The sequence below is a fragment of the Bacteroides zoogleoformans genome (assembly GCF_002998435.1).
GTDB classification, from domain to species: domain Bacteria; phylum Bacteroidota; class Bacteroidia; order Bacteroidales; family Bacteroidaceae; genus Bacteroides; species Bacteroides zoogleoformans.
This window is the reverse complement of record NZ_CP027231.1, coordinates 2891765-2916575: the sequence shown is the minus strand read 5'-3', so window position 1 is coordinate 2916575 and position 24811 is coordinate 2891765. Positions and strand designations below refer to the sequence as shown.

Annotated in this window: 25 protein-coding genes, 1 other RNA gene and 1 pseudogene; 13 read left to right on the top strand and 14 right to left on the bottom strand. The window is 45.5% G+C overall.

Features of this window, described 5'->3' with window-relative positions:
- Nucleotides 1–4: 4 nt before the first annotated feature.
- Genes C4H11_RS12160 through C4H11_RS12145 form a run of 4 tightly spaced genes read right to left on the bottom strand, consistent with a single transcriptional unit; the run spans nt 5 to nt 5973 of the window.
- Complete coding sequence (locus C4H11_RS12160; RefSeq protein ID WP_106042389.1) at nt 5–319, bottom strand: hypothetical protein; 315 nt, start codon at nt 317–319, stop codon at nt 5–7.
- Nucleotides 320–321: 2 nt separating this feature from the next.
- Nucleotides 322–3540: an efflux RND transporter permease subunit gene (locus C4H11_RS12155; protein ID WP_106042386.1), complete on the bottom strand. Its 3219-nt coding sequence runs from the start codon at nt 3538–3540 to the stop codon at nt 322–324.
- Between the two features lie 11 nt (nt 3541–3551).
- Entirely contained in the window at nt 3552–4634 is a 1083-nt protein-coding gene (locus C4H11_RS12150; protein ID WP_106042384.1) for an efflux RND transporter periplasmic adaptor subunit, read from the bottom strand.
- A 13-nt stretch (nt 4635–4647) separates the two neighbouring features.
- On the bottom strand, nt 4648–5973 hold the full coding sequence (locus C4H11_RS12145) for a TolC family protein (protein WP_106042380.1): 1326 nt from the start codon (nt 5971–5973) through the stop codon (nt 4648–4650).
- Between the two features lie 818 nt (nt 5974–6791).
- On the opposite strand from C4H11_RS12145, the gene ssrA reads away from it, so the two are divergent.
- The 10 genes from ssrA (at nt 6792) to C4H11_RS12090 (ending at nt 13424) form a co-directional block, all read left to right on the top strand.
- Nucleotides 6792–7188, top strand: a transfer-messenger RNA (tmRNA) gene (ssrA, locus tag C4H11_RS12135).
- A 343-nt stretch (nt 7189–7531) separates the two neighbouring features.
- Nucleotides 7532–8818, top strand: coding sequence for a site-specific integrase (locus C4H11_RS12130; protein ID WP_106042376.1), 1287 nt, complete (start codon nt 7532–7534; stop codon nt 8816–8818).
- Between the two features lie 5 nt (nt 8819–8823).
- Complete coding sequence (locus C4H11_RS12125) at nt 8824–9291, top strand: DUF1896 domain-containing protein (protein ID WP_018911101.1); 468 nt, start codon at nt 8824–8826, stop codon at nt 9289–9291.
- A 139-nt stretch (nt 9292–9430) separates the two neighbouring features.
- Entirely contained in the window at nt 9431–9850 is a 420-nt protein-coding gene (locus C4H11_RS12120; protein WP_234819827.1) for a hypothetical protein, read from the top strand.
- Between the two features lie 359 nt (nt 9851–10209).
- Nucleotides 10210–10641: a hypothetical protein gene (locus C4H11_RS12115; protein WP_018911104.1), complete on the top strand. Its 432-nt coding sequence runs from the start codon at nt 10210–10212 to the stop codon at nt 10639–10641.
- Between the two features lie 6 nt (nt 10642–10647).
- Complete coding sequence (locus tag C4H11_RS12110; protein WP_106042373.1) at nt 10648–11064, top strand: PcfK-like family protein; 417 nt, start codon at nt 10648–10650, stop codon at nt 11062–11064.
- A gap of 12 nt (nt 11065–11076) precedes the next feature.
- Nucleotides 11077–11607 carry an antirestriction protein ArdA gene (locus tag C4H11_RS12105; RefSeq protein WP_106042370.1) on the top strand — a complete coding sequence of 177 codons (531 nt, stop codon included), beginning with the start codon at nt 11077–11079 and terminating at the stop codon, nt 11605–11607.
- A 44-nt stretch (nt 11608–11651) separates the two neighbouring features.
- Entirely contained in the window at nt 11652–12923 is a 1272-nt protein-coding gene (locus C4H11_RS12100) for a PcfJ domain-containing protein (protein WP_018911107.1), read from the top strand.
- A 23-nt stretch (nt 12924–12946) separates the two neighbouring features.
- A complete protein-coding gene (locus C4H11_RS12095) occupies nt 12947–13201 on the top strand; it encodes a hypothetical protein (RefSeq protein ID WP_106042368.1) in 255 nt (84 codons plus the stop codon).
- A 4-nt stretch (nt 13202–13205) separates the two neighbouring features.
- Complete coding sequence (locus C4H11_RS12090) at nt 13206–13424, top strand: hypothetical protein (protein WP_018911109.1); 219 nt, start codon at nt 13206–13208, stop codon at nt 13422–13424.
- Nucleotides 13425–13624: 200 nt separating this feature from the next.
- Here C4H11_RS12090 and C4H11_RS12085 read toward each other — a convergent pair whose 3' ends face one another.
- Together C4H11_RS12085 and C4H11_RS12080 are read right to left on the bottom strand one after the other, a co-directional pair.
- Nucleotides 13625–14419 carry a class I SAM-dependent methyltransferase gene (locus tag C4H11_RS12085; protein WP_106042366.1) on the bottom strand — a complete coding sequence of 265 codons (795 nt, stop codon included), beginning with the start codon at nt 14417–14419 and terminating at the stop codon, nt 13625–13627.
- Nucleotides 14420–14508: 89 nt separating this feature from the next.
- Nucleotides 14509–15498: a DUF6261 family protein gene (locus C4H11_RS12080; protein ID WP_106042364.1), complete on the bottom strand. Its 990-nt coding sequence runs from the start codon at nt 15496–15498 to the stop codon at nt 14509–14511.
- 448 nt (nt 15499–15946) lie between these two features.
- Here C4H11_RS12080 and C4H11_RS12075 point away from each other — a divergent pair, with 448 nt between their 5' ends.
- The gene (locus C4H11_RS12075) at nt 15947–16756 is read left to right on the top strand and encodes a class I SAM-dependent methyltransferase (RefSeq protein WP_106042362.1); all 810 of its coding nucleotides are present in this window, start codon (nt 15947–15949) and stop codon (nt 16754–16756) included.
- Nucleotides 16757–16992: 236 nt separating this feature from the next.
- On the opposite strand, the gene C4H11_RS12070 is transcribed toward C4H11_RS12075, so the two are convergent.
- Complete coding sequence (locus tag C4H11_RS12070; RefSeq protein ID WP_018911112.1) at nt 16993–18099, bottom strand: PIN domain-containing protein; 1107 nt, start codon at nt 18097–18099, stop codon at nt 16993–16995.
- 114 nt (nt 18100–18213) lie between these two features.
- Nucleotides 18214–18571: pseudogene (locus C4H11_RS14495) on the bottom strand (glycoside hydrolase family protein).
- Between the two features lie 1132 nt (nt 18572–19703).
- On the opposite strand from C4H11_RS14495, the gene C4H11_RS12050 reads away from it, so the two are divergent.
- Nucleotides 19704–20405, top strand: coding sequence for a class I SAM-dependent methyltransferase (locus tag C4H11_RS12050; protein ID WP_018911115.1), 702 nt, complete (start codon nt 19704–19706; stop codon nt 20403–20405).
- Nucleotides 20406–20409: 4 nt separating this feature from the next.
- Nucleotides 20410–20553: a hypothetical protein gene (locus tag C4H11_RS14235; protein WP_004374631.1), complete on the top strand. Its 144-nt coding sequence runs from the start codon at nt 20410–20412 to the stop codon at nt 20551–20553.
- Nucleotides 20554–20670: 117 nt separating this feature from the next.
- On the opposite strand, the gene C4H11_RS12045 is transcribed toward C4H11_RS14235, so the two are convergent.
- From C4H11_RS12045 to C4H11_RS12020, 6 genes are read right to left on the bottom strand one after another with little or no spacing between them, the layout of a single operon-like run.
- A complete protein-coding gene (locus tag C4H11_RS12045; protein WP_018911116.1) occupies nt 20671–21177 on the bottom strand; it encodes a glycoside hydrolase family protein in 507 nt (168 codons plus the stop codon).
- Nucleotides 21178–21188: 11 nt separating this feature from the next.
- Nucleotides 21189–21647 carry a DUF3872 domain-containing protein gene (locus C4H11_RS12040; protein ID WP_106042360.1) on the bottom strand — a complete coding sequence of 153 codons (459 nt, stop codon included), beginning with the start codon at nt 21645–21647 and terminating at the stop codon, nt 21189–21191.
- Between the two features lie 12 nt (nt 21648–21659).
- Complete coding sequence (locus C4H11_RS12035) at nt 21660–22253, bottom strand: conjugal transfer protein TraO (protein ID WP_106042357.1); 594 nt, start codon at nt 22251–22253, stop codon at nt 21660–21662.
- Complete coding sequence (gene traN, locus C4H11_RS12030) at nt 22247–23197, bottom strand: conjugative transposon protein TraN (protein ID WP_106042355.1); 951 nt, start codon at nt 23195–23197, stop codon at nt 22247–22249. The genes C4H11_RS12035 and traN overlap by 7 nt, the downstream gene beginning before the upstream one ends.
- Nucleotides 23198–23244: 47 nt before the next feature.
- Nucleotides 23245–24513, bottom strand: coding sequence for a conjugative transposon protein TraM (gene traM / locus C4H11_RS12025; RefSeq protein WP_106042353.1), 1269 nt, complete (start codon nt 24511–24513; stop codon nt 23245–23247).
- Nucleotides 24506–24808 (bottom strand): hypothetical protein, encoded by a 303-nt coding sequence (locus tag C4H11_RS12020; protein ID WP_004353772.1) that lies wholly within the window; start codon nt 24806–24808, stop codon nt 24506–24508. The genes traM and C4H11_RS12020 overlap by 8 nt, the downstream gene beginning before the upstream one ends.
- Nucleotides 24809–24811 lie beyond the last annotated feature (3 nt).

Here is a 24811-nt window from a genome sequence, read left to right as displayed (position 1 = left end):
ATCGTCAGAAGAATTTAGAATATTGTTCGACATCAAGCATAAAAGCATGAACCGGAAAAGGGTTCCGGGCTTCTCCATTACAAGTATCGACTACGCGGATTACATTCCGGGCAACCTCTTCGGAGGCAAAGCTGAACATCAGAATGGAATTGACTTTCGCTTCGGCCTCCGTTCCGAACCAATTCAACGCCACACGCTCTTTTTTCCGTTTATATCCGGTAATGTCCATCAGGCTGAAACGAGTCACTCCGGCCTCGTGAAGAAGCTTTGTCACTTGTTCCCGATATTCGGTTATACTTAATACTACAATCAATTTCATATTTATTTCACTTTATTTTTCAACATCTTAAAATATAGCAAAGGCACCACTACCAGCGTGAGCATCGTCGAAGTAATGGTTCCGCCCATGAGAGAGATGGCAAGCCCCTGAAAAATAGGGTCGAACAACATTACGATAGCTCCCAGCACCACACCTCCGGCCGTAAGAATTATCGGAGTGGTACGCACAGCCCCGGCCTCGATGACGGCCTGTTTCAATGGCACCCCGATTTTGAGCCGGATGTCGATGAAGTCTATCAGCAACACAGAGTTGCGCACCATGATGCCGGCCAAGGCAATAAACCCAATCATGGACGGCGCGCTGAAATAAGCTCCCATCATCCAGTGTCCCAATACGATGCCTATCAGTGAAAGGGGGATGGCCGCCAACTGTACCAACGGAGTAATGAAGTTTTGAAACCACCCTACGATGAGTATATAGATAATGACAAGGACAAAAAGAAAAGCCAGACCTAAATCGCGAAATACCTCGTAGGTTATTTTCCATTCGCCATCCCACTTGAGCGAGAAGTTGTCTTCCGACTCGGGTTGTCTGCTATACTCCTCCTGAAGCGTATATCCTGCCGGCAGTTCAATCCCGGCCAACTTCCGCGATACGTCCATCATGGCATATACGGGACTTTCCAACTCTCCCGCCACCTCGGCAAGCACATACACCACCCGCTTCTGGTTTTTGCGGTAGATGCTTTGGGGCTTTTCACCTTCGGTCACGGTCACCAAATGTCCTATCGGCGCGGGCATTCCATGCGGATTGACCACATTGATGCTCATCACCTCGTTGATATTCGTCCGTTGTTTTTCCGGAAGCTGAAGCACAATACCCACCTGATTGACCGCAGAGGGCTGATGAAGTACTCCCACAGGCATGCCCGACAATGCCGCACGCATGTTCTGTACCACTTGTCCGGAGGGAATGCCCAGCTTCATGGCTTTGTCCTTATCTACCTCAAACTGATATTCGGTCCGCTTGCTCTCCACGCACCAATCCACATCCACCACATTGTCGGTATGCGTAAGAAGCGCTTTTACCTTCTCGGCAATCTCAATCTGCTTTGCATAGTCATCTCCGTATATCTCGGCCACAATGGTGGACATGACCGGAGGTCCCGGGGGGACTTCAACCACCTTCACGTTGGCCCCATGCCTTTTACCAATCTCTTGCAGACCGGCACGCATCGACTTGGCTATATCATGGCTTTGTTCGCTACGTTCTGCTTTATCAACCAGATTCACCTGAATGTCAGCCACATTGTCTCCACTACGCATATCGTAGTGGCGAACCAATCCATTGAAGCTGATGGGAGCCGACGTACCGGCATAAATCTGATAGTCGGTCACTAACTTGTGCCGACTGATGTAAGCACCCAGTTCCTGTGCCACAGCGGCAGTGCGCTCCAGCGTTGTCCCCTCGGGCATATCAACCACTACTTGAAACTCGCTTTTGTTATCGAAAGGCAGCATCTTGACGGGAACCGATTTGGTATAAAACAAAACAAGCGAACCCAATAACACTACCGTCAAACCAATCATGAAAGTCCAGCGTTTCTTCCGGCTTTCAAGGAAGGGAGTGGTAATGGCCGAATAAATCTGATAGATACGTGTCTGCCGCACCTCTGCGCCCTCATCTTCAACAGCACTGTTTTCTTCTGCACCCTTTTTGTTTTTCGCCTTATATCTGAGAAAAAGGAAACCGAAATAAGGCGTGAGCGTAAGTGCCAACAGCAGTGAAAAAATCATGGCGATAGACGAGCCTATCGGCATCGGACTCATATAAGGCCCCATCATCCCCGACACGAACGCCATGGGCAGTACTGCGGCAATAACGGTCAGCGTGGCCAGTATCGTAGGATTGCCCACCTCGTTAATGGCATAGAGAGCAGCCTGCATCGGCGGCAGTTTCCTCATTTTAAAGTGACGATACATGTTTTCGGCTATGATAATCGAGTCGTCCGTCACAATACCTGTCACAAAAACGAGAGCGAACAGCGTTATTCTATTCAGCGTATAGCCCAGAAAATAGTATGCAAACAGTGTCAGAGCAAATGTGATGGGCACGGACAGGAATACAACCAAGCCACCCCTCCATCCCATGGCCGCCATCACGAACAGCGTAACGATAACAATGGCAATCGTGAGGTGCCAAAGCAATTCGGAAACCTTGTGCGAGGCAGTAAGGCCGTAGTTGCGGGTTACCTCTACATTCAAATCGTCCGTAATAAGGTCTTTCTTCAGATGCTCCACTTTATTTATAATGACGTCTGCCAGTTTCATTGCATCCGCGCCCTTCTTCTTAGCGATGGAAACGGTTACGGCGGCATACTCGTCGGGGTGTTCACTCTGTTCTTTCGGATCGGCAGCACCGTAGCCGAAGGAGACGTAGGTATCGGGCAGTGCAGGGCCGTCATTCACCGTGGCAATCTGATGGAGATAGACGGGTTGGCCATCCTTCATCCCCACAATGGCATTCTTTACTTCTTCCACATTGGCGAAGAAGTTACCGGTCTGCACAGAATAAACCATATCGCCCGTCACGATATTCCCGCTTTGCATCCGGGCGTTATCGACTTCCAGAGAACGGGAAATCATACTGAAGTCCACTCTGCTTTCCGCCATCTTATCCTTATCAAGCCACACGTTCACGCGGCGGTTCTGACCACCCAGTATGTTCACCTGCGCCACATCCGGTATTTTCTTTATTTCATTGGACACAACCTCGGCAATCTGCCTGATTTGATAACTGCCCATCTTGTCGCTCCACATCGTGAACGACAAAACCGGAACGTCGTCTATCGAACGCGACTTGACCAGAGGCATGGTGACACCTTGCGGCATCCGGTCAAGATTCTTCATCAGTTCATTGTATAGTTTCACCAACGAGCGTTCTACATCCTCACCCACATAGAATTGCACCGTAAGCATGGCCATACCGTCCATCGAAGCAGAATAGACATCTTCCACTCCTTTTATGTTGGAAACGATTTTCTCGACAGGTTGCGCCACGGCAGTTTCCACCTCAGCGGGAGTTGCTCCCGGGTAACCTATCATGATATCGGCCATAGGCACCTCAATCTGAGGCTCTTCTTCGCGCGGAATGGAGTAGATGCTGAATAGCCCGAGCAGCACAAAAGCAATCATCAGCAGGAGACTCAGCTTGGATCTGATAAAAACCTTTGCTATTCTTCCTGATATTCCTTGTTCCATAATTGTTCGTTTTATTTTTGTACACTGATTTTCTTTCCATTATATAACTTGCCTTCGGCACGACGGATAATTCTGTCTTCCGCCTTCAGTCCGGAAAGCGCTTCCACTTGTCCGTCAATCTCTTTGCCGAGCCTCACCCAGCGAAGCAGGGCATAGCTATCCGAGGTTGCCACATAAACGCCGGTCAGCTGGTCGCGCCTGACAATGGAAGCCGCGTCTATCCAAACGCTTTTCATGCCTCTTCCGCCCGTCTCTCCGGGGATATAGATACCGGCATACATGCCTGAACGGAGATTTTCTTTCTCTTCGGGAGCAATAGCTACCTTTATGGCATACTGTCCGCCGCTGAGCGCAGAGGATGGACTGATTTCGCTAATTTTCCCATCCAGCCGTTTGCCAAGCGATTTAATATCCACTTTAACGGAGCTGCCCACTTTTATATAAGCTACATAGTTTTCGGGCACTGAGGCCTTAATCTCCGGTTCGCCCGATTGTTCGATGCTCAGCAGGGGCATACCCGGAGCGGCGGTGCTCCCCTCGTCAATCATTCGTTGTGTGATTATACCTGAAAAAGGCGCACGTATATCGGTATAGGCCAGCATGGCATTTACTTCGTTGCGCGCCTGACGCGCCATTTGCAGTTTGGCATTGACAGAGGTTCGGTTCAGCTCCATGTTTTCAAGCTCCTTCTGCGAAACACTCTTACGGTCATACAGTGCTTTGTAGCGTTCATAATCCCGATTCGCGTTTTTTGCGGCAGCCTCCGCCTCGGCCATCATAGCCTCAGCCTGCGCTTTCTTTGCTTTCAGGTCGTCGCCATTGACCACAAGCAGCAACTGCCCTTGTCTTACCGCATCTCCTTGCTTCACATATACTTTATCAATAAACCCCATTACCCGGGTACTTATCATGGCCGTTTGCTTGGCCGAGACCATTCCGCTCACAAAGAAGCCGTCTTCTTGCGACGCTGTGGGTAAATAGGTTTCTACGGCAACAGCCGTTTCTTCCGTTTTTTTATCGGTTGTCGATGAACAGGCGGATAATGCCGTAATAAGCACAATCTCTGAAAAAACTATTTTTATAAATGTTGTCATGGTTATTTCTATCTTATTGAACGGTTGTCAGTAACTCTTGATAATAATGAGCGATGTTATAGGCCATCACAGCCTGAGCCAACGAAAGCTTCTGCCGCGAAAGTTGCGCCTGAGAAGCAAGCAAGTCAGTTGTGCTTACCAGACCTTCTTTATAACGATTATTCATTATACGCAAAGCCTCGTCTGCCTGTTCCACACTGACCTGATGTTTCCTGATTTCCTGCTTCAAGTCTTGCAAATCGCGCGCAGTCTTATTCACTTCCATACGGCTTTTATCCTTGTATTCCTCCAGTTCCAGTTTCAGCTTATCCCGCCGGAATATATCAGAACGCAACTTGCTCGCATTTCTGTTTCCCGAAAAGACGGTCCAGCTCAGACTGACACCCGCCAAATAGGAATTTCTATCAAATCCTAAGAACTTAGTATCGTTAAACTGATAACTACCGAAAGCATTAATCGTAGGAACAAATTTCATAGCGGATGATTTCACCATGGCATCGGAGGCATCTACAGCCCTCTGCATGGCAAGCACATCCGACCTCATCGGTGAGAACGAAGCAATAATTCCGCTTTCATCCTTCAATACCAGCGAATCCGTCAGAAAAGCATGGGGACTCTCCGTTTGTTGCATGCCGAGCAATAACTTCAATCCGTCAGAGGCATTGGATATACTGCTTTCAGCTTTGGCAAGTGCGCTTTCTACGGTGTTCACCTGTACTTGGGCATTCAGCACATCAGACTTCTGAACCAACCCTTGCTCATGGAAGTTCTGCACAGACCGGGAAATCCGCTCCACGTCCGATAAAGTCGCTTTCAACACCCCATATGCTTGATAAGCAAATTGCAACCGGGTATATGCTTTCTGCACTTCGAATTTCACATAATCTACGGTATATTGCGCTTTATGCTTATATACATCCTTCTGAATTTTCGCTCCCTGACGGGCATATATCATATCCGGATTGAATAAAGGCATTTGCACATCGACGCTTGCACCATAATTTCGCGTAATGCCCGGATGATTCAACTTTGCCGGATCGAAATCCTGTGCCGTCACCCTTTCTTGCTGAAGCAAAAAGCCAAAAGCATTCAACGGGTTATTTGTCACCATCGCTTGGTATCCCACCGACAGTTGAGGCAGGAAAACGGCATCGGTCTGATGAAAATCGGCATTGGCCATTTTATGTTCCAACTCCGCCATCCGGATATTTTTATTGTTCCGTACCGCCATCTCCAAAGCATCGTCAACCGACAGGTAAGCGTCATGCTGGGCTTTTAGCGGCAGAGAAGCGAGCAAAAGACATACGCCCACTGCCGGTAACCTATTTCTGCGATTCATATTTACTGTCTTTTGGTTCCTTTTGAAATGCATTAAACGATAGTCCTCCCAACAATCCTCCCCATATACTGCTATATATAGGAGATGATGTTATCGGACAACTTCCGGTGGAGCAACCTATAAATCTCCAATAGAGATAGCCTGCCAATACTCCGAGCAAAACACCAAGCAGGGTAGGTCGGTACTTTTTCAACATACTTTTTTTCATTTCAGTCCAATTAATCTGATTTATTCCTGTGAAAACTATTTTCCTTAGGAAAACAAACAAGAGGCCAAAATGTTTTCCCATGGAATATATTTTTATAGAAAACGAATCGCAACGGGGAATCAGAAGCCAGTTTAAATTAGCCCAGTATGCTCTCGGGCAGTCTTTTTAAAAATGCTTTTCGGTTTATAGTAGAAGCACAATAAGCCATATGACGAGTAAAAAGAGAGAGAAAGTCCGAAAAGAAGCTGAAACGATAAGGACGCTGAATATGTAACAACTATTTACCAAACAACTTTACTTCCGAAAATAAACTCCGAAAGCAGATTCCCCGTCAGGACACCTTTTGAAGAGGGGGTAGATCAGTATACGACTGAAGCCACATCAGTATACGACTGATGTACCCTCAGTACGGAACAGTTCTCACCTTTTTCTTTCACTTCCTAAACAACAAATTGATAAGTTTTTTCAAAAGAAAAATATTTCCCGAAGCCAAAGCGGAACTTATGCAATCCACGCTCAGAAGTTTTATTCCGAAATAAGTCTCTGCTTAAATAAAATTTTTGTATCTTTGCACCGCAGAAAGCGGAACTGCTGCAAACAACAAGGTTAAGGGGTTGACTGGATTTGACAGCGGGCAGAAATGGTAAGTAAGCATGCAGTGCGTCGTCGATTTGCACTTAAATCTCAGTCTTCAAAATTTTATCTGGCGAAACTAATTACGCTCTTGCTGCTTAATCGAAGTATAGTAGATTAGCTTAATCCCGGCACAAGGTGCCGGGACGAGACATCACTCGGAAGCCGTTGCTCCGAAGCATTCCGGTTCAGTGGTGCAGTCACATCGGGGATAGTTCGTGCCAGCCTCGTGGCACGGATGAAACTTTAGGGGATAAGGTTGCGATTGATGGCTTTGGTTCTGTTGCAGCACGAAAATCCAAGCAAAGATAAGCATGTAGAAAGCTTATGATTTCCTCGTTTGGACGAGGGTTCGATTCCCTCCAGCTCCACTTTACGTACTCTGAACAAGAGAAAAACAAAAAATGATTAAATCAGATAATCGCCGTAACTTCAACGAGTTACGGCGATTATTCGTTTATATACTTCCCTGCTTGGGAGTACATACAGATACCGCCGAAACGCTCAAAATACTCCCAACTGGCTACAATATGGCTACAGAAAAAATCGACTTTGTAAAATTGTAGCCACTGATACCGTACAGAGTACACACAGATACCGCATACTTCATTGTTATTCAAAGAATTATGTCGAACTTTGCAGCTGTAAAAATAACGCGTAACTCACCCTTAAACGGGTCGAAAGCACGATTTACTTCTGCACTAAAAACTTGTAAGTATGAAGAGTATTTTCAGAACAAGCTTCTATCTGCGAAGCAATTATTTGAACAAAGAAGGAAAAGCATCGGTTATGATGCGTATCCATCTTAATGGAGAAAGAATGGCACTCGGCACAACAGGCGTTAGTGTTGATCCCGAAATGTGGGATAGCACACTGGGTAAAGTACGGGGACGAACCAAGGAGGCTTTGGCTACCAACGCACAACTGACGAGCATCAGCACAGACCTTCAGATGATATTCCAACGATTGGAGTTCTCAGAAGAACTCAGCCTTGAACGCATCAAATCGGAATATCTTGGTAAACGTGAGGATATGGAGACCGTTCTTTCATTGTTTACCAAATATAATAATGATATGTATGCACAGATTGGCTGTGGAGTTACCAAAGCCAATTATCGCAAGTTTGACATCTGCAAGCGTCACTTCGCCAAGTTCATTCAAGAGAAGTATTCACGCACAGACCTCAATATTATTGAACTAACCCCGATTGTCATTCACGATTTCGATGTCTATCTCAAGACGGTGGTTGGACAGAGCTTTAACACGGCCATCAAGACCTTAAAGACTTTCAAGACGGTTATCATATTTGGTCGAAAGGCTGGAGTGTTTAATCACGACCCATTCCTCAATATCCACTTCAAGACCAAAAGAGTTGATCGTGGCTTTTTGACAGACGAAGAAGTGGATACCATCATGCACAAGGAATTTGCAACGCAGCGATTGGTAAATGTTCGCGACATCTTCTTATTCTCTTGCTTTACAGGACTTGCTTACGTTGATGTAGCCAACCTTACTCCTGACAATATCATAACGATGGACGGCAAGCAGTGGATCGTAACGGCACGTCAGAAAACTGATACGTTAAGCCATATCCTTCTTCTCGATATTCCTAAGATGATTATCAAGAAGTATGAGGGCAAAGCAAAGAATGGTAGATTGATACCCATTCTCAGCAACCAGCGTATGAACTCTTATTTGAAAGAGATAGCCGATGTTTGCGGTATCAACAAGAACCTGACCTTTCACATGGCCCGGCACACCTTTGCCACGATGATGCTCACCAAGGGTGTTCCAGTAGAATCAGTGTCCAAGATGTTAGGACACACAAGCATAACTACAACTCAGCTTTATGCCCGCATAACGAACAAGAAGATTGAGAATGATATGCTTGCCGTATCCAAGAAATTGGATAAGTTCGACTTCGCAAGTGCTCCGCCTGCAAAGGCGACCAAGCGACGTTATACCAAAAAGAGTGATACACCTATTATAATAACAAATCATTAAGACTTATGGCAACAACAAAGAAAGAGCTTTCTTACTTCCGTCTGAAGCTGGAGGCGTATCTCGGAGAGCATTTTCCAGAGAGAGTGAATGACAATGCGTTTGTAACTGCTCGCGCAGACGAGGCATTGACGGCTTACTGCGATGCCGTGGCGCAAGGTTTCTCCTACCCCGAAGCAGAGGTGATGGCAAGCGAAGTGCTGTACCACGACTTGCACTTCTCAAAGTATGACACCCTTGTCTCCGTGCTGGAGCAGGAGTATGAAAAGGAGCTGCCAAGCCCGCTTCCCGAAAGGTTAGCACTAATTTTGCTGAACAACAAGGCTATTCAAGCGGTATTTACCAAGTACGAACTCACGGACGACTTTGCGGCAGGTACAGAATACGACAAACTGTACACCGAACTGACCGGTACCATCGTGCTGCTCATCGAGGTCAATGGTCTGCCAACGATAGGCGGTGAGAACATGACTTGACACATCACCATCGGGGACTTTTGTAGTGTCAAGAGCCAAGATAAACGCTCCACTCCACACGTCAAGAGTTTTGCAAACACTTGTCTTTGGGTCGTTAGAGCATCTTGTTATCGCTCTTGAACTATTAAAAGCCCCGATTATGAATACAATCATCATGAATCAAGACGTTCTTAAAAGCTCGATTTCTCGCCGAGACAAAAGAAGCGAGCTTCCTTTGTCCTCACGGCTTGACGAAATCGTTCACACACCTGCCTTCATCAAGGCAGACGCATCGAACAAAACCGATAAGAACAGGCAGCTGCCGACTTCTCCCAAGCAAGTCCGCCGCTTCGGTTGGACACGCTTCATCGAACTCGTCGTTCTGCTTTCCATCGTTATCGGTGCAGTTTACCTCATCTCGAAGATAGTTACGCCGCAAGTCGTAACCGCCGTTTCGGTTATTCTCGGTTTCCTGATACTACGCTTCATTGTCAGAGTGATACTGCAAGTAACCTTTACAATCCTGCGTTGGCTGTTCTGGCTTGCCGTCATCGTGGCAATCCTGCTCTGTGTGCTCTGAGCGCACAAGGAAAGATATTCTTCGATTCATTCTTCTTTATGGGTGGTTATCTCGATTTGAGGTAACCACCATTTTTCGTTTTCCATACAAGGCGTTGCACTTTCGCTTCTCACGTCCATCTATTCCACTTTGATGTGCCATAAGTCGGTGCTGATTTCTTTTTATTCGCAAAGGTAGTAAGGGGCTACGGCTTGCACAAGGTCAGTGCCTTTGGTTTGCACGGAAAATCTCCACACCTACATTTCATTTCGGGTAGTATTTTCCTGCAAAACCTTGTGCCGGCTGCGCCCCCTACCTTCTTATTGCTACAAAAAGGAATCAGCATACTCCGATCTTTGGACGCATAAAAAAATGTCATTATGGAACAGCAGAAAGTAAATATCACATCTTCGATGAAGAAAAAAGGATATAGCTCCTCCTCTCATTACCGCATAAGTTCGGTGGTTGATGAAAGTGAGCGTTTGGTGGCGACTAAGTTTGTGCAGTGGGACGTTGAGACATTGGACAAATTGAGTGGCAGTAAGGTGTATCTTCTCCGTTTGAAACTCAATCGTGGGGAGCGAATGAGCCGTGAAGAAAAGAATTGGCTTGCCGAAGCGGTGAACACCAACACCCACTTCCGTACAGCCGTTCCCCTAATGGGTTATCGGTTTGACTTTATGGACGTATTGAAGAAGTATTTGGTCAATCAATACGGACATTGGTCAGAGTATTATGCACCCGACCGCACCAGCCTAAAAAGTTTCCTTTGCGGACAGATAAACCAAATAGTAGAAATTCCCAAACATTAAACGACTATGAAAGGAACAGAACATTTTACGAGAGCAATAGCCGAGTATCTCAATCAGCGTGCAGCGACAGACCCTTTGTTTGCTCCCAACTTGATGAAGCCTAACAAGAGCATCGAGGAGTGTGTAATTTACATCTTGAACCAAGTACAGGCGAGTGGGTGCAATGGCTTTGAGGACGATGAAATCTATTCAATGGCAGTCCACTACTATGACGAGGACGAAATCGAAGTGGGGAAAGCAACCACGTGCAGAGTGGCAGTAAATCATCTTGTAGAACTCACAGAGGAGGAGAAAGCCGAAGCAAGGCAAGAAGCCATCAAGCAGTACCAACGTGAGGAACTCGCCAAGATACAGAGCCGTAACGCAAGACCACAAAAGAAAGAAACGGCAGAGGTTGCACAACCTTCATTGTTTGACTTCTAAAAAACAAAGACTATGGAACGATACGATTTAAGCGAAGCACGCATCTATGTAGGCACATATGCCAAGTATAACGAAGGCTCACTAAGAGGTAAGTGGATAGACCTTTCTGATTGTTACGACCAAGACGAGTTTATGGAAGTATGCCACGAACTCCACCAAGACGAGGAAGAACCCGAATTGATGTTCCAAGATTGGGAGAACATTCCCGAAGCATTTATTGACGAGGGGCATTTGGATAGCAACTTCTTTGAACTGAGGGACGAGTTGGAGAATTTGGACGGTATGAATGTGAGTGCCTTTTGGATATGGGTAGAGAATACCGGCAAGGATTTAACCGAATCCGTCTATTACCTAATGAGGCAATTCAATTCCGCTTTTGTAGGCAGATATGTGAGCAAAGAGGAGTTTGCAAGAGAAAAGGTAAGTATGGAGCACGAACTATCCGAATTTGCAGAGCGATACTTTGATTATGACAAGTATGCGGACGAACTCTTTGACGAGGGGTATTGGTTTGAGAGTGGATATGTATTCCGTGACGAGTAAAGGGTAAGCCAAATGTACTCACACTAACGATAGGAGAAAAAAAGATGAAACCAAGAAATAAATTTCAGAAGCAAGTGGCGGAGTTGGCAACCCAACTCCCCACCATTACCGATAAGCAAGAGCAATGGGCATACACGCATCTTTTTGAGCATATTGCCAAGCGCAACACGAAAGGCGAACACACTTGTTTGGAGTGTGGACACCAATGGACGGACACACGGCATAAAGGCAAGACCACCATTTGCCCCCATTGCGGAACGAAACTCACCATACATACAGAACGGCAGAGGGTATTTAAGGATATTGCATACTATTGCGTACTCACCACCTTCAAAGGCTACCAAGTGATACGTTACTTCTATATGGAGGTGTACCGCAAGCAAGGACAACCGATAAGACGATTTTGTTCGGAGGTGGTTGAGCGTTGGATTGCTCCCGACGGCAAAAGCGCAGTGTTGGCACGACTTCGCCCGATGAGTTGTTGGTATGATACGTGGCAGTTTGGCAGTGATTTGGAAATCCGCCCCGACAAGCCTTTGTACGACATACTTCCACACGGCATTTACCCACGTTATGGAGTGATGAAGGACATCAAGCGCAACGGATTTAAGGGAGCGTTCCACGACCTTACCCCCTTTGAGTTGTTCCATTCCATTCTTACGGATAACAAGGCGGAAACCTTATTGAAGTCTGGACAATTCTCCCTACTTCGCCACTTTATTAGGGACAGATATGCCAAGATTGACAAGTATTGGGCATCTATCCGCATTTGTTTGCGCAACGGCTACCAAGTAGAGGACGGCAATTTGTGGTGTGATATGATTGATACACTTGCGACACTCGACAAGGACACACGTAGTCCAAAGTATGTTTGCCCCAACGACCTAAGAGCAGCGCACGACCATTACCAAGCCAAGCGCAGAGCAATGAAAGAACGTGAGAATATTATCAAGAAGCGCAAGGAAGCGATGGAAGCCGAACAAGCATACAAGCAACTCAAAGCAAAATTCTTTGGCATAGAGTTTACTGACGGCATTATCCGCATCCACGTTTTGGAGAGTGTGCAGGAGCATTTAGAGGAAGGCACGGCAATGCACCATTGCGTATATGACGCACACTATTACAGCAAACCGCAGTCGCTTATCTTCTCTGCCACAAAGGACGGAGAGCGCATCGAGACCATCGAGGTATCATTGGAAACGATGAAAGTGGTGCAAAGTCGTGGCGTGTGCAACAAGAACACCGAGTACCACGAGCAGATACTCGCCTTGATGCAGAAGAATATGAGAATGATAGCGCAGAGAGCAACCGCATAACACAATCCATAAAACAAAGCAATATGAAAGTACAGATAGAAGGCATTATTCGCAGTTGGGCAGACGAAATTCCCAACATCATCGTGAGAGTTATCAATGGCATAAGCATAGCCGAGAACAAGGAGGAGTTGCAGACCGCACTCCTCCAAATCTCCCAAGAAACGGAACTTGACAAGTTTTTTGTCTATGGTTACGGAGCGCACCATTTTTGGCTCACTCACCGCAGGTTATCGAATGGCGAGCCGATGGAACACAGATTACTCATTGCTGAATTTTGAAGATATGGAAAGGAAAGTTTACAGAGTACGCACCCAATACGTTTTTGAAGGAGTGTTTGAGGTTGCAGCCACAGACCGAGAGGAAGCCGAGCGCAAAATCCTTGAAGATTGTGGAATGGTGATGGGCAGAGGAGTACACAGCACCCTGCCCGATGAACAAATCAATTGGGCTTTTGATACCCACCCCGAAGAACGGATAATTGAAACAACCGAAAAGCCCTAACACAATGAGCCACGCAACCTCAAAATTGCGTGGCTTCTTTTCTTTTTCTTTGAACGAGCAGGCGACCAAAGAAAAGAAGCAAAAGAAAGTCGCGATGCATAATACTCTCTGCAACTCAACTCTTGCTTGAAATTCAATTGGTCAGGACTCAATGGCTTGCCTTAACCATTATGAAAAATCTTTTTCATAATACTTCAAAATCACCGCTCTGCAACGACTGAAAAAAGTATAGGTATCATTCCTTTTCTGTCTTTCAGATGATACATCCCCCTATCTTCCTCCATATTTCCAAACAAGTTAAAGGGCGAGTAATCGTACTCTTGAAAATCAACTATTCGCAGATTAGCATGCAATAATCCTTGAAGTACCTTAGACAACCCATGATTCCAAGTTACCTCCACATATTCCTTACCAGCCTCTGAAGCGTTTGTATATGTTTGCGACGTACTTATATAAGGCTCTTCCCTTGAATAAGCAGATTCTACTCTCTCAAACTTTGTATCAAACATCCACAAGACAGGATGAAATTCCACCATTACAAATTTCCCGTCAGGCTTGAGATAACGACTTACGATTCTTCCCCATTCATCAAGATTGGGAAACCAATTGATAACGCCATAACTTGTGAAAACAATATCAAAAGTTTCGTCTAAATAGTCCGGTAAATCAAAGATATTGCAACAGACAAACCTTGTGTCTGTCCCGGAGTCTTTGGCAAGTTGGCGTGCCTTTCTTATCGCTTCATCAGATAAATCAATACCCGTCACTTCACCACCCATGCGCGACAGAGAAATCGAATCCAATCCGAAGTGGCATTGCAAGTGCAAAATCTTCTTCCCCCTGATATTACCAAGCAGCCCCAACTCGATAGGATTTAGTGACGACTTTCCCTCCACAAAGCCCTTGACATCATAAAAATCGGAATCATAGTGTTCTTGGGTCCTTTGATTCCAACTACTTTTATTGCTTTCTATGAAATTATAGTCCGCTTTCATTATGTTTTCTTTTTCTAATGGAGCAACCGCACGCCCTGCGATTGCTCCGCTTTGTCTCAATTTGCTTACACCTAACTTCCTGTACTCAATTACTTCAGCTTCTCGATAGGCAGCCCACCCGGCTCTCCGGGCTGAATCTTAAACTCCACGTCCACGAGTTTGCCGTCCACGATGCACACCCAGAAGGGATTGTCCACGTCGTCGGTCACCATCTTATAGGCGCGTTCCGAGCCGGTGCCCGCAGCAAGGCCTGTGAACTTCATCACGCCCGGCGTGAAGTGGGCATCCTGCTCATAGGCGGCGATAAGCGACTCCACGCGCTTCACCTCCTCGGGCTTCTTTCCGCCCGATGCCGTACCCTTAGAGGTCTGCATCTGCGCACGGCTCTGATTGTAGGCGGTGTTGGTGTCGTCGATGAGCTTGTTGAGCTTCGTGATAAACGTGGCGAGTTCGGCTGCCGGTGCGGCGATGCTGAAAGCAAAGGCCACGGTGGTCATCTCGTCGTACTCGGCGTTCATTTTTTCACGTACAGGCTTGGCGGCACCAAGGTTGGCAGCAAGCTGCGATACGGCGCGGCTTTCTAGCAGCGAGGCGTAGCGCGTGATGGTGGCGGAGAGCTGGTCAACTGCGGGCTGGAGGGCAAGCGTCTGAACGTGCGCCTTGAGGTCGGGCTTGGCAAGGTCGGTGAGCAGACCGCGTGCCTGTTGCACCTCCTGCCGCTGCGCCATTCGCTGGATGCCGGCGTATGTCTTAGTGGCATTATAGAGCGTGGTGGCAGCAGCCTTCTGCGCGGCAACGGGGCTCTGCCTCGCGCTGCGGATGGCCGAGAAGATGTAGGTTATCAGGTCGTCGGTCTGCTTGTCTATCACCGCAATCTCGGCTGTCTCGTCCGAAATGCGGCTCTGCGCCACGATGTCGGTCAGCAATTTCAGATCGGCATCGAAAGCAGTAAGTGTGGCGGCACCCACGTGCAGTTTCTCGACAGTGCCCTCGTGAATGAGGTTACTCACTTGCTGAGCGAAATAGGCATATTCAGCGTTATTCAACTTCTGTAGATTGATAATGCGAACCTTCTCCATCTTGATCTTGGTTTAGGGGTTGATAAAAATTGTTGCTCAAATTTTAGTAAAAGATTGCAAGAATCCAAGCGTTTTCGCTTCATTTTTACTCGCAAAATGGATTTTTGAGGTCGAAATCCCATTCCGCACCACCTGCAAAATGGAATAATGAGGTCGAAATCCCATTCCGCACTACTTGCGAAATACAATATTGAGGTCGAAATCCCACTCCGCACCACCTGCTAAATGCAATATTGAGGTCAAAATCCCACTCCGCACCACTTGCGAAATGGAATTTTGAGGTCAAAATCCCACTCCGCACCACTTGCTAAATGGAATTCAGGGAGGCAAAGTCCCACTCCGCAAAAACAATAGAATACCTATAAATAAGTATTGTATTGGCTTTATGATCTTTATATCTTTGTAGCATAATTGGACGAATAAATTGTCATTTGAAAATAAAGATAAAATGGAAACAAAGCAACTTACAAGTATTCCCGAAACGATGCTGATACCTTTATGGGCTAAAGCAACGGAGTATAACCATCCGAGACCAATCCTATCCGACCCCTTTGCTGCCGAGATGATAGGGCAAGTGGACTATGATTTTACCAAATTTAAGGGTGCAAAGATGTCTCAGGTGGGCGTGTGTGTACGTGCGAAGCTGATAGATGACGAGACAAAAGAATTCTTGGCCCAGCACCCGGATGCCGTAGTGATACAGTTGGGGGCTGGTATTGATGCCCGTTATCAGCGCTTAGGCAAGCCGAATGTCGGTCATTGGTACGATCTTGACCTGCCCGAAGTCATTGCCATCCGCCGTCAACTCCTGCCCGAAACCGAAAAGAACACCTACCTGTCCCTATCGCTTTTTGATGAAGAATGGATTAAAACGGTAAAGAAGCACAATGCTCCTGTGCTCATCATACTTGAAGGTGTGCTGATGTATTTCGATGAAGAGCAGGTAAAAACTTTCTTTAATATGGTGTGTTCGCAACTCAATAACACCACCATCCTTTTGGAAATTCTGGCGTATATGCTCGTAAAACACGCGAAACAACACGATGCCGTAAGTAAGACCGAGCATAAAGCAGAGTTCAGATGGTCGATATTGAATACTGCGGATATGGAACAATGGCACCCGCATTTGCATCTATCAAAGGAGTATTATATGAGCGATTATGATCAAGGACGTTACCCCTTCCTCTTCCGGATGCTCTATAAGGTACCTTCCTTTTACCGTCGCGGTAACCAGCGTGTAGCAAAGTTCTGTATTTAGACAGGAGCAGAGGTCATTTCTCATCTAATAAGTTGGTAGGGAATAAGAAAACTATCGTTTCTTTATATTGAGCACAGGAAAAATCTAAGGCTATACTTGGAATAACCGAAAAGCCCTAATACAAATGAGCCACGCAACCTCAAAAATTGCGTGGCTTCTTTTCTTTTTCTTTGAACAAGCAGGCGACCAAAGAAAAGAAGCAAAAGAAAGTCGCAGGAAATATCTTTTAAAGTCCTTTAATTTTGATAGTCGGCATTATCTATTATTTCAATATCATCTGACAACACTTTTGTAAATGAATTATCTACAATTAAGAAAATTTTCAGATTTATTGTAGCTGTGTCAGATGCCGCCATATAATGCTTATTCCAATCATTGTCCCAAACCTGAGGTAATTCTTCTTCATCCATGCACATTGCATCTGCCTTAAATAAAAAGACATCAAAAGTACATTCTACATTGACAGTATACTCAATTACAACTTCATTTTCTGATATTTGTCGTACTTCATCTAATTTAATTTCAGGCTTTCCTATTTCTACCACAGAGGGATTTTCAAATTCCTGCCTAAACGGACTATTCTCGTAATCAAATTGTCGATATAATAAAAATTTATCTAAACGCTGTTCAGTTTCATGAATAATATTAATATCTGCATAGCTACCATGGGATTGAAAAGCATCTTTGATTTTTTGAAGGATTTTTTGTTTGGGCTTAGCAAACTTCTTAATGAACACATCAATATCCTCTACAACTTCAACATGATCTTCATTTATATTTAATTTAGACAAATCTTCTCGCAAATCAGGATGTAGATCACCTTCTAAGCAAAAGTCCTTATGATTCTTGTTTATAAACACCACTTGTGGCATATCGAACAGATCATTAGGTTTAGTGCATATTGTAAGGAGACTCTCCCATATAAGAGCATCTCGATACCCTTTCCCACTTTCTTGAAAAGGCCTTTTACGAGCAAGGTCGCGACTTACTAAATCTTTGTGAGAAGTAGAAGGATATGGTATAATATTTATATTTAGACGCCTAATTTGAGCATTAAAAAAAATGGCATATTCTTCTTTTTCTTTTGTGATAACATCAATTGATTTTTGAGACAAATTCACTTTTTTGTCAGTCAATCTTTCAAAGTCGGAAAAAACTTTATCTATTTTCGTTTTACAATCTTGTATTTTTTCGCAATATTTATTTATAGACTCATCTATAACTACTGCAGGAATGTAAATTGTAGCCCCTATAGATTTTGCTGATTCGCATAAATCTTTAATTTTAGCTCCATTTAAATGAAAATCGCTAAAAATAATATTTGTATCTAATACTACTTTCATAAACTATATTTTCTACAAAGTTACTACTTTTAGGGGAACTAATAGCATTTTATGTTTAATTCCTAATTATCTAATATACAAAAGATGAAGTTCAACATATCGTCGCCTTACCAATTATCGTAACACCTTGCCTTTATATTGACAGAAAAAGATAAATTCACGGTAGAAACTTCTGTTGCCCGAGTCTATTTTCCGTAGCAATCTACTCTTAGGATGTTTGCTATATTCCAGCATCCTGCCCGCTCCAACGTTGTAGGATAAGGCGGCAAGTAATAGGGTATCTTTGTCATATTTTTGAAATACTCAAAGTATTTCAAAAGGTCAGCACGAAGCAGTGAGTCTGCTTGCCGTTCCGACATATTAGGAGAGAAGCATTCACCAGACAAAAGCTGATGACCATACCCGACGTAAGGGTGATCCTTCTTGCCGTGCTTCCCTCAAAATATTTGATGCAGACCACCGCCCGTTCAATTACAAACCGGTGCCCGTGCCGTGCGCGGTTTGTCGGACGTGGACATCGAGTGGGAAGAATGGAAAGGCAAGCTCGATGCAGAAGATTCTGGTACTTCTGGAGGCGGAACTAACCCCAATCCATAACCGAAAGAATTTTATAACTCTCTAATTTTTTAGGAGCCGGTCGCAGTGATGCGGTCGGCTCCCTTAATTGTTTCGGCTCAAAGGAACAAGTGCAGAACGAACAAGCCTCTCAACACATACTTGATAACGGAAAAGATAAATTTATACCATTTCAGTTTCATACACGTCTGCTGGTAGACTGACATTTTCTTACCCGGCTTCGAGCCCTTTTCTTCTTTATCATAGCAGATAAATATACCCTGCCACGAAATTGACAAACGTAATTTATACATAAGCATAAATTTTTGCTTGTATCTTCATGGCTCAGAGGCTCTCGAAAAACACAAAAGTTAATATTAGAAAAACATCTTAGTACTGGCTCAAAGTGGCTCGACCTAAAATTCGATGCAAAGATACAACATTTTAGAGAGAAGGCAAAATATCTATCGTTTATTTTACTACTTGAAAGCACATTTTTACAAACACCTATCAGAATACCATTTAACCCAAATCGGTCATTAGAAAATTTGAAGTCGTGGTCGTGTTTGTAAATCATTGAAAACAAATTGTTTATGCAATGTGTTTTCTAATGGCAGTCATTAGAAAACGACGAAATGACGTGGAAAAATAGCCTAATGACCGATTGGGGGCTAATCAAAGCAAGGTAAACTCCACTTGCCTTTGCTTTACCAATCTTCGCATTATTTTACCCCTTGTATTTGAAAAGATGCTGCAAGATTCTTGTAAAGAATTTGTTACTTTGCTTCTATCTTGTATAGTAGCAGATTTTTAGGATTCTTTCCATTATTCAATATACACACCATGCCTGACTTTATATGACAGCAAAGCATCTTTCTCATTTTTCTTGAAAACAAAAATCACTATTTTTGGCGATTGCAGGGACAAAGCGAATGTCATACTTTTGCAAAAGTAGTGCCAGTGAGCGCAAAGAAAGCTCGCTTTCAATTTGCCGAGCGCAGCCTATCTTTTGCAAAATAAGAAGATAACATCTATTAAAAAGAAAAACAATGGGACACAAGCAGAGCAATTCCTACAAGAGAATGATGGAGCATTACGACGACGTGCTGACCGGACGAAAGTGGTGGTCGAGGATGTATATGCGACTGGTATGGAAAGAAGATGGTAATCTCTTGGCTCGGAAGGTGCTTGATTTCATACCGGACGATTTCCACGGACGACTGCTTGACGTACCCGTCGGTACTGCCATTTTCACCGCCGGAAAGTATCGCCGAATGAAGGCAGCCGAGATAGTAGGCTTGGACTATTCTGAGGAAATGATAGCCATTGCGACTCTGCGGAAGGAGACTGAGGATATAGACAACCTGTCTTTGGTACAAGGCGATGTCGGAGAGCTGCCTTATACAGACGAGAGCTTCGATTATGTGCTGTCCATGAACGGTTTTCAGGCTTTCCCTGACAAAGACAAAGCCTTTGCCGAAATCTTCCGCGTGTTGAAACCCGGAGGTTGTTTTTGTGGCTGCTTTTATGTCAGGGACGAACGCCGATTAGGAGACTTCCTTGTTAAGAAAGTCTTGGAAAGAAAGGGATTCTTCCATCCTCCATACGACACTTTTGCTGAAGCTGATAGCCGGCTTAGGAGTATGTATGGCGATGACGTACAGACAGAGAAAATGGAATCCGTCTGCTTGTTTCGCTGCGTGAAGCCGCAAAAAGCATCATCGAAAAAGAACAATAACCCCAAAACATAAGATTATGAGCGTAACTACTATCATCGACGAAGAAAACATCACCCTTGTACAAGGTGTTAATGGGATTCTATTGCATAAGGAAGGGTGGATGAAAGAGAAAAAGGAAAGGAAAGAAAAGACTAAACAATCATTGTTCCATTGGTGTTAGTTGTTTCATCCCTCCACCTATTACAGTCGTTTCAATCTTCATTGTGAAGAAGGAAGAAAAACAACAAGAAAACGCCCCTTGCGAGCATTAAAATGTCGCAAGAGGTGTATTTGATAATCAGGGTATATAAAACAGTGCAAACTCCACTTTACGCCGTTTGACAAGTCCACGCAGGACTTTGCCTTTGTGTCGGCAGAAAGAGACAAATTCACGGTAGAAATTCCTGTCGCCCGACTCTATCTTTCGTATTAGCCGGCTTTTGGGATGGTTGCCGTAACCGAGCAAACGACCTACGCCCACATTGTAGGCAAGCAAGGTAAGCAGTAGTGCATCCTTACCATAGCCCTTGAAATGTTCAAAGCATTTCCAAAGGTCAGCACGCAGGAGAGAGTCCGCCTGCCATTCCGTCATTGCTGCCGTGAAGTGCTCACCCGGCAATAGCTGATGACCATACCCGACATAAGGATAATCCTTCCTGCCGTGCAGACCCTCAAAATACTTGATACAGACCACTGCACGCTCAAAAGGTGGCAAGTCGGCCAGCCGCACCCTGCGCTGGGCAAGGGTCGGCTGACAGAACAGGCAGAATACACAAAGTAAAATGAAAGAATTTATCGTTCGCATCAATTATGTCCTTAGTGGCGAGAAGGTGCGGGCTTTTCCTTGCCCTCTTCCCGCTCGTTGTTGAAACTAAAGGTCAGCTGCTGAACTTTACCGAAACTATCCTCCACGTATATATCAATCGTCTGGCGATCGGCTGACAGAGAAGTGTAATATAAGCGGAACACATCTTTCGTCAGCGGATAGCGGTCGTTCGGCTTGAAGATAGTACCATTATCATTTCTTAGCAAGCCCTTGCCATCAGACTGGAAATAACGTATCGTATAGCGAGTGTCAGCAAACTCACCGCCCCGCTTCAGCGTGCAGCGTATCTCAGCCGTCTGCCCCCTTATGATATCCTTCTGAACCGGCATTGTCTCCACCGTAAACGGATAAGACTGCTCCACATCCAAATCCCTATCACAAGCAGATAGGCAAAACACGGCAAGGGTCAGCACACCCATTACCCAAATCGTATTCAATATCTTCTTCATTTTTTCTTCTACTTAAAAGTTAAACCTTAGTCCCGCTGAAACAGCCGGACGGAAACGATGCACGTCCGTTCCAAAGAGGAACCGTCCCTGCGCCTTTACAAGAAAAAGGACTCCATCTGTTAGAAACACTTCCACCGAGCCATGCACGGCACCGCCATAGACAAAGCGGGAGCGGTCGAGCAGTGTTGCCCCATCGGGCAGCAGCTTCTTGTCCTCGTTCAGCTGCTCATAGCCACCCAAGGCGGATATGCCACCATAGAGAAACACGTTCTTACCTCTGTCGGAGAGAACAGGGTACATATAGCCCACCTGTAAGAGCGCATCTTTGAGTTTCACTGCATAATCCCTGTACGGCATATTCTGTTGTTCATACTCTGCCATAACAAAGGTATAGTTCTCACACCCCAGATATCGGGTGAGTGATGCTCCCATGCCAAAATTGCCAGCTGCAAGGAACTTTTCACCCTTGATAAGCGGAACACTCCCTGCGACCTCTACGCCCCTTTGCTTGGGGATAAGTCGCTGTGCCTGCGATGGCAAGCTAAAAGCCATTGCCACCGCTGCACAAACCGATAAAATGATTTTCTTCTTCATAATGTCTACCATTTCAGTTTGAGGTTATCAATCCTCTTTGCCAGTTGTAGGTCTTCTGCCGTTACATGGAAGGTCAGCGTGCGACCGCCATTTCTCTCATAAAGCGTCACTTCAAGCTGCTTGTCTTCAGCAAGAGAAAACTGCTCAAGCGCAAACACAGCGTGTTCACTGCCCATGCCACGCACCTGCATTACCTGATGATAGGCACGAAGCGGCTGCAATACTTGTTCCTGTATGGCGGTACGCTTTGCCATCTTCTTATCAACCACCTTAAATGTGATAAAATCCACAGAGTACGGCATATTCGTGCCGTTTTCCATACAAGTGTGGAAATACAGCAAGCCATTATGGGCATACAAGCCACGAAGCAGGAACTTCATGCCGAACTGCTGAGCACCGATGTGCTTGATGCTGCGCCTGTCGTTCTGATAGATGGTCTGCATCATCAGTTTTACTAATACGGGCGACTCGTTACCGAGTTCCTTAAAGTAAATATCAGAGCGATTGCTTGGCAGTCGTCCGTCCGTTGGTGACAGAAAGTCCTTCATCTCGATGCTTAACTTCTCCGGCTCATCGGCATACTTTACATTAAAAGCGTAAAATGAGCCGTCCTCGCAGATGACACTCATATTGGTCTCCGTCTCAAAGTCCTTCACTGAAGCCTTTACACGTAGTACGTTCTCAGCATCCTCCGCCTTTCCTGCGATGATATTCTGCGAACCTAAGTCTACATAGCGGATGGCAGAAGGGAAGATAAGATGCACGGTCTTGTCAAAGGTTACGTCCAAGCCGTATGGCAGGACGACACGCCCGTTAGGAATGGAACGGCTCATACCTTGAAAGAGCTCTCCCGAAGTAAGCGGACGGCTCGGTGTCAGACCATCATTGTTTTCCTGTGCTGTGGCTGTTGCTCCCACCAAGGTAAGCATAGCCATTGATAAAATAATTTTCTTCATTGTTCCTTTTTATTTGATGTTATTTTTACTTATCATTTTCGATTGTTTTATTTGGACTGAACCAAGAAAAGGCGGTAGCCACCCTTGAGCGTTACCTTGACGGTGCGCAGTTTCTTCTGAAGCAGTTGACTTGCACCCTGCATCACCCCACGGGCAGCCTCGGAGATAATCTGGTCTTTGGCAGAGGAAGCGAAGGTAAAGGATGTTCCCATAGAACCGCCAATGTTTGCCCCGACTTCCTTAAGCGCATTGATGTCCTCCGAACCAGGTATATAAACACCCTCCTGCCCATCTGTGTCGTATGCCGAGAGTTTGACGGCTATGATATGTCCGTCCACCTCAATGCTTTTGACAAGCAGGTGCATACGGTTACCCTCAATCTTAGCGACGGCTATCAGTCGGCTCTGTCGTGGAATGTGCAGTCCCTGTACCTTAGCAGTTTCCAGCAGACGGAGGACCACATTGTCGCCCTCCTTAAGAACAGTGGTCCTGTCCACTACTACTTTCAGTGTGTTGCGCATTGTAGGTACAGCCGTGCTTGCAAGCGAATGAAAGCCCATATTACGAGCCTTCTTGCCGTATTCCTCCATAAAGTACACATCGCTCATAGGCTGATTAAGTGAAGATACTAACTGCCTACGCTCCGGCAGCACCTCCATTACAGGCTTTTCATTCTGCATGGTCTTGCCCTTAGCGGCTTCAGAGCCACCTTCAGTGTCTTCCGTCTTCTCCTTTCCAGCCGTCAGACCACTATTGAAGGTAGGTGGAGTTGATGCCTTGGGAAGATACCTCGCTGCCATCTGATAGCTCTTTTCCATCAAGGCAAGCTGTCTTTTCTCTTCATTGTCCTCCCTGCTGTCTTTGACAGAGAGTTCTTTTTTAAGGTTATCTATCTCCGAGCGCAAGGCTTCACGCTCCTGCTCGTGTGGGTCGGGAGCGTAAAAGGAGTTTAAGAGCCGATTATTCTCCTCATAGCGATGCATGGAGCTTTCTATCTTTGCCGTAGAAGCTGCTGTCTCTGCACGTTCTGCCTCTGATGGAGCAGTGTTCTGTGCGAAATAGTCCGATAGCCTGCCCATCTCCTCGCGGGTCTGTTCCTCCTCGTGTGCCTTGTCGCCTAATTCGTAGGCTTTGAGCTTGTTTTCGGTGAGCTTTTCTGTCGTTGCCTGCGGGATGCTGTCATTGAGTCCCTGCTCCGCAGCAGTCTTATCCTTGCCCGACGGTGCGAAGATAAACCACATTGAGAGGGCAAACAGCAGTCCCAGTCCTCCGAAGACCAAGCCTTTCTTGATTTGTTCTTTCTGTTTATTATCCATTTTCCTTGATTGTTTGATGATGTTGTAGGTAAAAATTGCCGTGTAACTCTTGTAAAGTGCTATCCGTCCGTATCGGACTGTCCGTCAGCTTTCCCGTGGGGATGGGTAGTTTCTCCTTCTTTGGAGGAAGGAAGAACTGCGCTATCATCCAAAGCGAGCAGAGCAGATAGATGAAACTCAGCCCATAGACGATTTCCTTTCTCTGCCTTATCGTGAGTCTTTCACACCGATGGCGAAGCCATAGGTGAAAGCGCAGATAGTGACGGGAGAGTAAAAAGTTTCTTTTCCTTGCCATAGC

Bases quoted from the DNA above. Each gene is read 5' to 3' on its own strand.
- C4H11_RS12160 (WP_106042389.1), bottom strand. From the start codon at position 319: ATGAAATTGATTGTAGTATTAAGTATAACCGAATATCGGGAACAAGTG.
- C4H11_RS12155 (WP_106042386.1), bottom strand. From the start codon at position 3,540: ATGGAACAAGGAATATCAGGAAGAATAGCAAAGGTTTTTATCAGATCC.
- C4H11_RS12150 (WP_106042384.1), bottom strand. From the start codon at position 4,634: ATGACAACATTTATAAAAATAGTTTTTTCAGAGATTGTGCTTATTACG.
- C4H11_RS12145 (WP_106042380.1), bottom strand. From the start codon at position 5,973: ATGAATCGCAGAAATAGGTTACCGGCAGTGGGCGTATGTCTTTTGCTC.
- C4H11_RS12130 (WP_106042376.1), top strand. From the start codon at position 7,532: ATGAAGAGTATTTTCAGAACAAGCTTCTATCTGCGAAGCAATTATTTG.
- C4H11_RS12125 (WP_018911101.1), top strand. From the start codon at position 8,824: ATGGCAACAACAAAGAAAGAGCTTTCTTACTTCCGTCTGAAGCTGGAG.
- C4H11_RS12120 (WP_234819827.1), top strand. From the start codon at position 9,431: ATGAATACAATCATCATGAATCAAGACGTTCTTAAAAGCTCGATTTCT.
- C4H11_RS12115 (WP_018911104.1), top strand. From the start codon at position 10,210: ATGGAACAGCAGAAAGTAAATATCACATCTTCGATGAAGAAAAAAGGA.
- C4H11_RS12110 (WP_106042373.1), top strand. From the start codon at position 10,648: ATGAAAGGAACAGAACATTTTACGAGAGCAATAGCCGAGTATCTCAAT.
- C4H11_RS12105 (WP_106042370.1), top strand. From the start codon at position 11,077: ATGGAACGATACGATTTAAGCGAAGCACGCATCTATGTAGGCACATAT.
- C4H11_RS12100 (WP_018911107.1), top strand. From the start codon at position 11,652: ATGAAACCAAGAAATAAATTTCAGAAGCAAGTGGCGGAGTTGGCAACC.
- C4H11_RS12095 (WP_106042368.1), top strand. From the start codon at position 12,947: ATGAAAGTACAGATAGAAGGCATTATTCGCAGTTGGGCAGACGAAATT.
- C4H11_RS12090 (WP_018911109.1), top strand. From the start codon at position 13,206: ATGGAAAGGAAAGTTTACAGAGTACGCACCCAATACGTTTTTGAAGGA.
- C4H11_RS12085 (WP_106042366.1), bottom strand. From the start codon at position 14,419: ATGAAAGCGGACTATAATTTCATAGAAAGCAATAAAAGTAGTTGGAAT.
- C4H11_RS12080 (WP_106042364.1), bottom strand. From the start codon at position 15,498: ATGGAGAAGGTTCGCATTATCAATCTACAGAAGTTGAATAACGCTGAA.
- C4H11_RS12075 (WP_106042362.1), top strand. From the start codon at position 15,947: ATGGAAACAAAGCAACTTACAAGTATTCCCGAAACGATGCTGATACCT.
- C4H11_RS12070 (WP_018911112.1), bottom strand. From the start codon at position 18,099: ATGAAAGTAGTATTAGATACAAATATTATTTTTAGCGATTTTCATTTA.
- C4H11_RS12050 (WP_018911115.1), top strand. From the start codon at position 19,704: ATGGGACACAAGCAGAGCAATTCCTACAAGAGAATGATGGAGCATTAC.
- C4H11_RS14235 (WP_004374631.1), top strand. From the start codon at position 20,410: ATGAGCGTAACTACTATCATCGACGAAGAAAACATCACCCTTGTACAA.
- C4H11_RS12045 (WP_018911116.1), bottom strand. From the start codon at position 21,177: ATGCGAACGATAAATTCTTTCATTTTACTTTGTGTATTCTGCCTGTTC.
- C4H11_RS12040 (WP_106042360.1), bottom strand. From the start codon at position 21,647: ATGAAGAAGATATTGAATACGATTTGGGTAATGGGTGTGCTGACCCTT.
- C4H11_RS12035 (WP_106042357.1), bottom strand. From the start codon at position 22,253: ATGGTAGACATTATGAAGAAGAAAATCATTTTATCGGTTTGTGCAGCG.
- traN (WP_106042355.1), bottom strand. From the start codon at position 23,197: ATGAAGAAAATTATTTTATCAATGGCTATGCTTACCTTGGTGGGAGCA.
- traM (WP_106042353.1), bottom strand. From the start codon at position 24,513: ATGGATAATAAACAGAAAGAACAAATCAAGAAAGGCTTGGTCTTCGGA.
- C4H11_RS12020 (WP_004353772.1), bottom strand. From the start codon at position 24,808: ATGGCAAGGAAAAGAAACTTTTTACTCTCCCGTCACTATCTGCGCTTT.